At 44.7% G+C, this 10585-nt stretch carries 8 protein-coding genes; 3 read left to right on the top strand and 5 right to left on the bottom strand.

The window, feature by feature from the left end; all coding sequences use genetic code 11:
• The 3 genes from ABTQ23_RS20290 to fabB form a co-directional block, all read right to left on the bottom strand.
• On the bottom strand, window positions 1-1815 hold a 1815-nt coding region (locus ABTQ23_RS20290), incomplete at its 3' end, for a FimV/HubP family polar landmark protein (RefSeq protein WP_408617589.1).
• A 174-nt stretch (window positions 1816-1989) separates the two neighbouring features.
• Window positions 1990-2952, bottom strand: coding sequence for an Asd/ArgC dimerization domain-containing protein (locus tag ABTQ23_RS20285; RefSeq protein ID WP_408617588.1), 963 nt, complete (start codon window positions 2950-2952; stop codon window positions 1990-1992).
• A 293-nt stretch (window positions 2953-3245) separates the two neighbouring features.
• Window positions 3246-4463, bottom strand: a complete 1218-nt coding sequence (gene fabB, locus ABTQ23_RS20280; protein WP_408617587.1) for a beta-ketoacyl-ACP synthase I — start codon at window positions 4461-4463, stop codon at window positions 3246-3248.
• Between the two features lie 143 nt (window positions 4464-4606).
• On the opposite strand from fabB, the gene mnmC reads away from it, so the two are divergent.
• From mnmC to ABTQ23_RS20265, 3 genes are all read left to right on the top strand, one after another.
• Complete coding sequence (gene mnmC / locus ABTQ23_RS20275) at window positions 4607-6619, top strand: bifunctional tRNA (5-methylaminomethyl-2-thiouridine)(34)-methyltransferase MnmC2/FAD-dependent 5-carboxymethylaminomethyl-2-thiouridine(34) oxidoreductase MnmC1 (RefSeq protein ID WP_408617586.1); 2013 nt, start codon at window positions 4607-4609, stop codon at window positions 6617-6619.
• A 174-nt stretch (window positions 6620-6793) separates the two neighbouring features.
• Window positions 6794-7897: a response regulator gene (locus ABTQ23_RS20270; protein ID WP_408617585.1), complete on the top strand. Its 1104-nt coding sequence runs from the start codon at window positions 6794-6796 to the stop codon at window positions 7895-7897.
• On the top strand, window positions 7894-8874 hold the full coding sequence (locus tag ABTQ23_RS20265) for a sensor domain-containing diguanylate cyclase (RefSeq protein ID WP_408617584.1): 981 nt from the start codon (window positions 7894-7896) through the stop codon (window positions 8872-8874). The genes ABTQ23_RS20270 and ABTQ23_RS20265 overlap by 4 nt, the downstream gene beginning before the upstream one ends.
• Here ABTQ23_RS20265 and ABTQ23_RS20260 read toward each other — a convergent pair.
• Both ABTQ23_RS20260 and ABTQ23_RS20255 read right to left on the bottom strand, forming a co-directional pair.
• Window positions 8871-9410, bottom strand: a complete 540-nt coding sequence (locus ABTQ23_RS20260; RefSeq protein ID WP_408617583.1) for an elongation factor P hydroxylase — start codon at window positions 9408-9410, stop codon at window positions 8871-8873. The two genes, ABTQ23_RS20265 and ABTQ23_RS20260, sit on opposite strands and share 4 nt — an antisense overlap.
• Window positions 9403-10575 (bottom strand): MFS transporter, encoded by a 1173-nt coding sequence (locus ABTQ23_RS20255; protein WP_408617582.1) that lies wholly within the window; start codon window positions 10573-10575, stop codon window positions 9403-9405. The genes ABTQ23_RS20260 and ABTQ23_RS20255 overlap by 8 nt, the downstream gene beginning before the upstream one ends.
• Between the last annotated feature and the right edge of the window lie 10 nt (window positions 10576-10585).

Genomic DNA, 10585 nt, shown 5'->3' with positions numbered 1-10585 from the left:
CTCTGGCTCTGGCTCTGGCTCTGGCTCTGGCTCTGGCTCTGGCTCTGGCTCTGGCTCTGGCTCTGGCTCTGGCTCTGCAAGAAGTTCTTCACTATCTAGATTCAGATCAAGCTCTTTATCTAAATTTTTTGCTGAAACTTCGGCCATCTCTTCGGCCATTTGAGATTCTAGCAACTCATCATTTTTAACCTGATCGACATCTTGATTTAAGTCATCAGCCATTTCATCAAGTTGCAACAACGCTTCATCGTCAGAAATTGGTTCTTGCTCATCAAGGCTGATCGGCTGCTCTAACGCCTCATCAAGAGCAGGAACCGGCTCTTCGTCGCTTGACTCGCTCAGCGGAGGTTGCGTGAGTGACTCATCTGTTAAATCATCGACCGATGGTGGCTGAGATTCTTCGACTCCAGCATCTGCTTCGACGCCAGCATCTGGAAGTTCTAAGTCAGGCAGAGGCTGATCAAAATCGATTGAGAGCTCATCTTGCTCAACTTGCGGTTTCACCTCTTCTGGTGGTGTCAAAGAAGGATCTTCAGGCATGAGGTCGTCATCAATCGGCAAGTCGATATCAGGCTCATCATCCTCTTGCGATGGCAAAATCACGTCTTCATCATCTAAGGCAAAGTCGTTTTCAGGCATCAGGTCATCAAACGCTTCTTCCTCTGTGCTCTGATCTTGCTCAGGGTCCTCAAATTCGGCTAACGCATTGACTGCATCATCATCAAAGGCAATTTCTGACTCATCAGCAATACTCGAGCCATCATGTGGTGCATCTGCTGTTGGAGAAGAATTTGACTGGGTAAAATCTTCTACATCTGCAATCTCATTAAATGCCGCAGCAGGCGGTAAATCTTCGCTAAATAACTTTGAAAACTGATCATCAACCTCTTCTAAAGAAAGCTCGTCCTCATCTAACTCAGCTTGTTTTTCTTTCTTTTTCGAGCGCAAACGCAGAATCAGCACCACGACGAGTAGAATCAACAGCAGCGGAATACAAACGGCTAGCGCTAAATTCAAAGGTGATTTTAAAATCTGATTTAATGGTGAAGCTTGCTGGCGCTCTTTTGCCTGCAAATTCTGATTCAACCGTTCTAAGATATCTTGCTGAGTTTGACGTGTTTGGCTCAATTGGCTTTGAATTGCTTCGAGCTGATTACTTAAGTCGGCAATACGCAATTTTAATCGGTGATTCACTTCCGACATGCCAAGCATTTGTTCACTGGCTTGGTCAAGTTGCTTGCGCATCACATCAAGCTCTTTGTTGCGCATAGTTTCTAGCTCATCTAGACGTTTCTTAAGCGCATCAACTTGAGCGGTGAGCTCGCTAACTGTCTGGCTAGACGCCGAAGATGAACGGCTGCTCATCGGCGTTGGCGCGGCTGATGGGGTTGCTGGAGTCGATTGGCCAGCATGAACCGAACTCTCTGATTGGCCCAAAACAATTCGCTGAGCTTCACGAGCAGAGATGGCTCTAATTTGCTCAAGCGTTGGAATATTTAGATAAGCCCCGTTGACCAGTGCGTTCATGTCTTTGTCAACAAATGCTTGGGGATTTGCCCGAAAAATGGCAACCATAGTCTGATAAACACTGACCGAGTTATTCGGTCGATAACGGTTCGCTATCGCCCATAAAGTGTCGCTATGGTGAATGGGTCCGTAACGCTGACTGATTGAATCTCCCTGACTATTCACAGCCTCGTTCGGACCAACCATCTGGATATACGAGGAGGGATCAACAGCGGCATGAGAAAAAATGGGTAATCCCAATAGCCCACAAAACAACAGTGTCGCCAAGCGCGAACTATATCGCTTCATAATGATTCCTTTTTATACTGAGCATTCAGATGTCATCCTTGCCATAGTAAATTCGCTCAGGTATTAGGTGAGTCCACCCACCTAATTTTATATTTTCGCTCTGATGAATAAGACAGATTTTATCGTCCTTATTCTATTTCGGCTTAATCTGACTTAACTTAAATCGATTAATAACTACATCCCTCCAATGCGCTGAATTAATTTAGCCAGATAAGGGACAACACAGGCGTTGATAACGTCAGCCTGAGCACAAAACTTCAATTGTTTGGGCTCGTTTTGACTTTGCCTGATTTGACTGACACTAACATATGGATGCTGATTCAGATCCGTTACTAGAGTGACAGGCTCATCCAACTGTATTTCAACACTGTCAATTTCACGCCAAATATCAACGCATTCGGCAACAGAAACATTTCCCTGACAGCTAACAGTAACTTGCGCCATCGCACCATAAAAAACCGGAACCGTCACGCTGTGAGCTGCCACCATGGGCTCTTGGTCACTAAAAATTAGTTTAAGCTGCTGCTCAATATCATCAGCTACCGAGCTTTGAGCTTTGCCTTGAGGTAATAAATTAAACGCAATTTGCCGAGAATAAATACTCGGTTCAACGGGTAATCCATTGAGCAGCCGCGCGGTCTGCGAGGCTAATTCATCAACGCCATCTTGACCATTCTCACTCACAGCCATCAGCGCGTTGACGTGTACAGACTCAATACCCACTTCATTGGCAAGCCGTTTTAATAGATGAGTTAACATTATCACAACGCTATTAGGAAGCTGATAGGCACCTTGTGCCCCAACCCATTCGCCATCTTCCATGCTAAGAGTCGATACAGCACCAATCACGTCAGTAGCCGTTGCATTGACTAACACACCACCAAAATTCAAAATATCGTCACTGTAGGTGTCAACTAGCTCATCATCACAACCGATAACGGCCTGAACGCTGCCCCAGTCGAACTCACTCGGCTCAAGCAAATCATATTTATTATCAGCAATTTCTAACGTCGAGCTTTGCTCGTCCGTTGCGCTATCAACTGCAACTATAGCCTCTACGGGATATTTCCAAGCGGTTAGTTTTTCAATTAATGATTTGCCTAACAGGGACGATGCCCCTAAAACCGCAATTGCCATATATTCTCTCTTTCATCAACGCTAAAACGCGTTTCACTTAATTAATTTTAAAACCTGTACCCATAAGCTTAACTGCTATTTGTTCTAATTAGATTAAAATCACACATTTAATTGGCCAAACACCATTAGAACAAGCAACTTTGAAGGCTTAATCCTACCCTATTTTAAACTAGGATTTTAGAATTAAGAATATCAGTTAATAGCTTATAGTTTACATTAACTTTCAATATGTTACTGACCATATAACAAAAAGGCTACCTGAGGTAGCCTTTTTACACGAAAGTGCTCAGTATTTATTTGGTAAACCGCTTGAACACCAAGGTGGCATTAGTACCGCCAAAGCCAAAACTATTAGACATCACTTGGTTGAGCGTTGCCTCTTTGGCTTTATTTGCAACAATATTAAAGCCTTGTGCTTGCTCATCTAAGTCATCAATATTAATCGATGGCGAAACAAAATTGTTTTCCATCATCAATAATGAATAAATGGCTTCGTGAACGCCAGCAGCACCTAAAGCATGTCCAGTCTGAGACTTGGTGGCACTAATTAAAGGCTGATTATCACCAAAGACCTCTGAGATAGCGCCAAGCTCTTTCACATCTCCAACAGGTGTTGAAGTGCCATGAGTATTTAGATAATCAATCGGCGCATCTAGGCCTTGCATCGCCTGACGCATACAGCGAACCGCACCTTCACCAGATGGTGCAACCATGTCATAACCATCAGATGTTGCGCCATAGCCAACAATTTCGGCATAGATTTTAGCACCGCGAGCCAGAGCATGTTCAAGCTCTTCAACCACCACGATACCGCCACCACCAGAGATGACAAAACCATCGCGGTTAGCATCATAAGTACGGCTTGCACGATTTGGTTCATCATTGTATTTGGTCGATAGCGCGCCCATGGCGTCGAATTCCATCGCCAATGTCCAGTGCAGCTCTTCGCCACCACCGGCAAACACCATGTCCTGTTTACCCAGCTGGATCTGCTCAAGCGCAGTTCCGATACAGTGAGCAGACGTTGAACACGCTGAACTCATTGAATAGTTGACACCGCGAATTTTAAAAGGTGTTGCCAGACATGCCGAAGTCGTACTGGCCATCGTTCGTGGGACCATATATGGGCCAACGCGCTTGACACCTTTTTCACGCAGAATATCAGCAGCTTCAACCTGATTTTTCGATGAAGCTCCACCAGAACCGACAATCAAACCGGTCCGTTCAGAAGAAACATGCTCTTCGGTTAATCCTGCATCAGCAATTGCCTGTTCCATGGAAAGATAAGCATAAGCGGCAGCATCACCCATAAAGCGAAAGACTTTGCGGTTAATCAGCTCAGCTGGGTTGATATCCAGATCACCCCATACCTGACTGCGCAGTTTCATCTGTTCGAACTGCTCGGAATGAGTAATTCCTGACCGACCGGCCTTTAATGCTTCGAGTACTTCTTCTTTATTGTTACCGATACTGGATATAATACCCAGACCAGTGATTACGGCTCTTTTCATCAGACGATCTCAATCGTTTAAACACAAAATTATGCTGTTTAAGATAACGTTCAGCATCGTGCTCGCTACCTTGTTTTGTGTGGAAGATTACAGGTCTATGCCGATAATTTCCAGTATAAAACCAGCTTTATAAGAGGTGCATTTTGGTAAAACCCATTCATTCCGCTGACCTTGCATGGAACGAACAAGGCTATCCCGTGGCTTGCGCATTTGATGATGTCTACTTTTCAAACCAAGATGGCTTAGCCGAAACTCGTTATGTATTTCTCAATCAAAATCAGCTTCCACAACGTTGGTATAATGCATCTGTCGATCATTTTACCATTGCTGAATCAGGTTTTGGAAGCGGACTTAATTTTTTGGCGACTTGGTTTATGTTTGATCAACTACCTCAAGAGCATCGCCCCAAACAAATTAATTTTGTTAGTTTTGAGAAATTCCCATTAGAAAAAAGTGATATTGCGCAAACCTTAGCGCATTGGAGCGAATTAAAACCCTATGCAGAGCAATTAATTGCCCATTACCCCACAATTTTAACACAAGGATGCCAACGACTCGTTTTTGCCAATGGTGCTATTACCCTAGATTTGTGGTTTGGCGATATTCACGAATCACTTGAGCAAATTCCAACGCCAACTTCAGGATTAGTTGATTGTTGGTACCTAGATGGTTTTGCGCCATCGAAAAACCCGGATATGTGGAGCCAATCTCTATTCGACAAGATGGCGTCATTAAGTAAAAACCAGGCAACACTTGCCACCTTTACTGCCGCCGGTTTTGTTCGAAGAGGTTTAATTGAGGCTGGATTTAGTATCGAAAAAGCACCAGGATTTGGTCGTAAACGGGAGATGTTACATGGGCACATCGAGCGCAAATCCAGCTATTCAACGATTGCTCCTTGGTTTTATCGTCATAAAGCTGAAAGTCTCGATGATATCGCCATTATCGGTGCAGGCCTTGCCGGAGCAAGTCTTAGCTACGCACTCAGTAAACGCGGCATTAAACATTCTGTATTTGAAAGTGAAAGTAGCCCTGCAACAGCGGCATCAGGTAATCGTCAGGGCGCAATTTATCCGCTACTTAATGCCGACCAACCCACTTTGAGTGAATTTTTTATCTCAGCATTTGCGTATCTGAATCAAACCATTCATGAGCTGAGCTCTCAAGGGCATCGCATCGCATTTGCACAGAGTGGTGTATTGCATCTGGGGTATAATGAAAAAGCCGCTAAGAAACTTGCTAAAACAGCACAAGCCCAGTGGCCAGAGACTCTCATCAAACCCATCTCGGCAGAACAAGCTAGCGATATTGCAGGTCTTGCTCTTGAACATTCAGGGCTGTTTTATCCGCAAGGTTTGTGGGCAACACCAGCTGATCTTGTTCAGGCAATGCTTTCTCAGGCAAGCGCCTCTGGTTATGGATGCGTTCAATACCAACACCAGCTGACTAGTTGGCAAACTCAAGAAGATGGCAAAATAAGGTTAAATTTTGCCAATCAATCAAGCAAAATAGTAAGCCAACTGGTTCTGTGTAATGGTCATCAAATCACTGACATAGCTACTTGTGAAAAATTACCCATCACCCCAGTCAGAGGTCAGGTTACGCACCTGAAAAGTGCTTCGCCATTATCTGATTTACGAACCGTTTTATGCTATGACGGCTACCTTACACCAGCGCACAACCACAGCCACTGCATTGGTGCAACCTATCAGCGTGGAAGGCTCGAAAGAGACCTTTCTGACGATGATACCCACAAAAACCTAGCAGCGTTAAGAAATTGCATCACTCAAGCATGGACCGAAAACCTCAATGTGGATGATTCGCAAGGACGAGCAGCCGTGCGCGCAACGGTCCGCGATCACCTGCCCTTAATGGGCCCTGTTCCCAATATTGACATGCTCACTCATGAGTATCCGCAGCTGAATACGCAAAAAAGTCGAGAAGCAGCGCCTCAATTACCATTGATTGAAAATGTTTATACGATCTCAGGATTAGGCGCTCGAGGCGTCACCAGTGCTCCTTTGCTCGGTGAATTACTCGCCTGTGAGCTAAGCGCTGAGACAATGCCAGTTAGTCAAAAAATCTTAGATGCTCTGCATCCGGCAAGATTTTGGGTCCGTCGCCTGTTACGAGGCCAACCTGCGACTCGGGATTAGCTCACTAAACCATCATTATTCTGGGTTAATTGGGTAAAACTAGCATTTTTTTTTCAATGCCAGCAATTGACAGCTATGCTTGATAAATGAAGGAATTCACCATAATAGCGCAATCTTAATTTGGTAATTTGCCTGTTAAAAATAAAACAGCCGTAGAGTGAAGACATAGAGACCATGACCATACCAATTTTAATCTGTGATGATTCTAAATTTGCGCAAAAACAGATGGTAAGAGCATTGCCCGAAAATTGGGATGTGCAGATTAGTTATGCCAATGATGGGGTTGAAGGGCTGGATGTTATCCGCAAAGGCTTAGGTAATATTGTCTTTCTTGACCTTAACATGCCCAATATGGACGGCTATGGCGTGCTTGAAGCCATTCAAATTGAAGATTTACCAGCATTAGTCATCGTCGTTTCGGGTGATATTCAGCCGCAAGCATACACCCGCGTAACCCAGATGGGCGCTCTTGATTTTATAAAAAAGCCATCTAATCGCGAAGAGATCCGTGACATTTTGCTGCGCTATGGTGTCGTCACTGAACAAGAACTCAGCCCATCGGTAGAACTTCCCCAAGAACAACCTAAAGCCTCCGAGGAAGATAAAACCAGTCAAGACGAAGCAAGCGAGCCGAAATCTGTTAAAAAATCATCGCGCAGCGGCGCCGATGACATCATCGATTATCGCGACCAATATCAAGAGATTGCTAACGTCGCGATGGGCCGAGCCGGTGACCTATTAGCCCGAATGTTGGGAGCTTTTGTCGTGTTGCCAATTCCAAATGTCAATATTCTCGCCATTAGTGAGCTCCACATGGCGCTGACAGCGGTTGCTGAAGACGACTCGATTTCAGCTGTCTGCCAAGGTTATATCGGCGCTGGAATTAATGGCGAAGCACTGCTGCTCTTTCATGATTCAAGTTTCGAAGACTTAGCCCAGCTGATGCGCTATGAAGGTGATTTAGATGATGCAGGCCAACTTGAAGTGCTCATGGATGTGGCCAATATTCTAATTGGTGCCTGTCTTAAAGGGATTGCCGATCAGCTCGATATGCATTTTTCACAAGGCCATCCGGTCGTTCTCGGTCAGCACACTAATATTAACGAGCTTATCGAAGCGAGTACTCGTCAGTGGAAAAGTAAAACGCTGGCGATTGAAATTAACTACGCCATTGAAAACCATAATATTAAATGTGACTTATTGTTGCTGTTTACGGAAGATTCACTGCCAACCATTAACAACAAACTCATTTATATTATTGAAGGGAGTGACGCATGAGCCGAATTCAGGTCGATCTGAACGACTTTCACTGGATGATCGAAATGATCCAGACCATCGATGTGGGTCTGGTCGTGCTGGATCAGAAGTACAATATCCAGACCTGGAATACGTTTATGGAAGCCCATAGCGGATTACGACCTGATCAGACTCAGGGGAAAAATATTTTTTCGCTATTTCCAAACCTTCCGGAGAGATGGCTGCGTAACAAAGTTGATGCTGTGTTTATGCTCAATAACCGAGCATTTACCACCTGGGAGCAACGACCACATGTATTTAAGTTCCGCAACTATCGCCCGATTACGGGGATGGCGGATTACATGTACCAAAACATTACGATTATTCCGCTTAAATCGCTAAGTGGTGAAGTAACCCATGTCAGCTTAATCGTTTATGATGTCACTGATGTTGCTATCAATAAAATGCAGCTGGAAAGAGCCAACACCGAATTATCGCAAGTGAGCCGCACAGATGGCCTCACCCAGCTCAATAACCGCCGCTATTGGGAAGAGCGAGCTCAAGAAGAATACAACCGTAATATCCGCACCAAACACCCTTGTTCGATGGTGATGTTTGATATCGACCATTTCAAACGGATTAACGACAACTACGGCCATTTAGCGGGTGACCAAGTGATTCGCCAAACTGCAAAATTACTTAAAGACACCATGCGCAATACTGATATTGCAGGACGTTATGGCGGAGAAGAATTTGTCGTGATATTAATCGACACAACCCAAGAAAACGCCATGATATTCTGTGAGCGGTTACGCCAGCTTATTGAGCAATCTGCAGTCAAATGGGAAAAAGAAACTATCCACTACACCGTTAGTTTAGGCATTAGCGAGTTAAATTCGACATTTGCTAACCATCAACAGTGGCTAGAGCACGCCGATAACGCTCTTTATTACAGCAAAGAAAATGGCCGAAACCAAACGACCATGGCGAAAAAACCGGAGCCTAGCAAAGAAAACTAGCCGGCTAATAAAGCTTGTTCTTGTGTAATGGCCTTCGCAATAGCATTGGGTTGCTGGTAAAAATCGCTTAATACGTCCATAAAGCACTGCGCACGAGCAGGAAATCCTTGCTCGTGATAACTCACCAGTTGAGAAAATACCTTGCGCTGAAAAGCGCGCCAGTCAACGCTCTCACCACCGAGATTATCGACACTCACACGAAAGTTAAATCCCGCTGACAATGACAAGGCCCATTCAACCGCTTGCGGTTTAACCTCAACCACTTCAAATTCTTTTTGCTGGGCGGCGCTTCGTCCATCAGGCTCATACCAATAACCAAAATCAACCAGTTCACGACGTTTAGCGCCGGCAATGCACCAATGGGCTATTTCATGCAGAGCACTGGCATAAAAGCCATGGGCGAAAATAATTTGATGTGGCACGCCTATCTTTTGTGAAGGTTGATACAAAGGCTCATCGTCACCTCGAACCAAAACTGTTTTGTAATCTTGAAAGGTTTGGTTAAACAATCTGATTAGATCATCAGCATTATGCATTCGCAATATCCTTTTCAAACATCTCTTTTGGCATCAAAGCGACGAATATAAACCCAACTAAAGCCAATGCCGCAGCTATTGTCATCGTCAGCTGGGCACCACTACCGTCATGCCAAAATACACCGGCAAACAACGCACCTAGCGCCCCACCCAAACCAAAGCCACAGCTTGCATAAAGCGCTTGAGCACTACTTTGTTGGGCTTGAGTATACTGCCGACTTAAGAGCTGCATGGATGCAGCATGCGCCAAAGCGAAACTTGCCGCATGCAATGCTTGTTCAATTACGAGCAATGGCATGATATCTCGGCAATACCCAAGTAATAGCCAGCGAATAACGGTTAAACCCAATGCCCATAATAAAACGCGATGGGCACTAAAGCGCACGAATAATCGCCCAGCGAACATAAACATGGTGATTTCAACCAATACGCCTAATGACACCATGGCACTGGCAAAGGTCGTTGAATAACCACCTTGACGAAGATAAAGCACAAAAAAGGTGTAATAAGGCCCGTGGCTCATTTGCAGACAAAAAATAGCCAACCAAAAAAGAATCATTGAGGGCCGCAATAGCGCTTGAATATTTGTATATCGTCTATTGCCCGCCTGGATGATTTGGACCTTAGGTTGAATAACAGGCATCGTAAATAAGATTAAACAACCAACTGAAGCAGCTGCTATAAATTCGATGGTTTCACTACCAAACTGATGGACTAACACACCCGTTATCATGGTCACAATGATAAAACCAATACTTCCCCAGGCGCGCACTGAGGGATAACGAGTTGCTTGGCTGCCAAGGCTATTGAGAGTGAGCGTTTCGATTTGGGCCTGCAGCCCATTCCAAAATAGATTGTACCCAGCCAACAGCACCAAAATGGCCCAATAAGCAAGGTCGAAGCTTAAACATAATAATGTCATGATAGTGAGCAGCGCACCGATGCGGATTATCTGTACACGCCGACCACTTTTTTGCGAAATAGTAGACCAAAGACCGGGACTAATGACTCTCATCGCCAGCGTAATCGCCATGATGGAACCAATTGTTGCCGAATCAAAGCCTCGCCCTGACAAAAACACAGACAAATAAGGGACGATAACGCCTAACACACCATAATAGGCAAAATAGCAGCCACTGAGCCACTTAATATTTTTTTGTAACATTTTGCTTTAA

It is taken from the genome of Celerinatantimonas sediminis (assembly GCF_046054195.1).
In the GTDB taxonomy this organism is placed as follows: Bacteria; Pseudomonadota; Gammaproteobacteria; order Enterobacterales; family Celerinatantimonadaceae; genus Celerinatantimonas.
This window is presented reverse-complemented; position numbering and strand designations above follow the sequence as displayed.

What these genes read in the sequence shown, in the direction of transcription:
- ABTQ23_RS20285 (WP_408617588.1), bottom strand. Translation starts at nt 2,952, where the DNA reads ATGGCAATTGCGGTTTTAGGGGCATCGTCCCTGTTAGGCAAATCATTA.
- fabB (WP_408617587.1), bottom strand. Translation starts at nt 4,463, where the DNA reads ATGAAAAGAGCCGTAATCACTGGTCTGGGTATTATATCCAGTATCGGT.
- ABTQ23_RS20270 (WP_408617585.1), top strand. Translation starts at nt 6,794, where the DNA reads ATGACCATACCAATTTTAATCTGTGATGATTCTAAATTTGCGCAAAAA.
- ABTQ23_RS20265 (WP_408617584.1), top strand. Translation starts at nt 7,894, where the DNA reads ATGAGCCGAATTCAGGTCGATCTGAACGACTTTCACTGGATGATCGAA.
- ABTQ23_RS20260 (WP_408617583.1), bottom strand. Translation starts at nt 9,410, where the DNA reads ATGCATAATGCTGATGATCTAATCAGATTGTTTAACCAAACCTTTCAA.
- ABTQ23_RS20255 (WP_408617582.1), bottom strand. Translation starts at nt 10,575, where the DNA reads ATGTTACAAAAAAATATTAAGTGGCTCAGTGGCTGCTATTTTGCCTAT.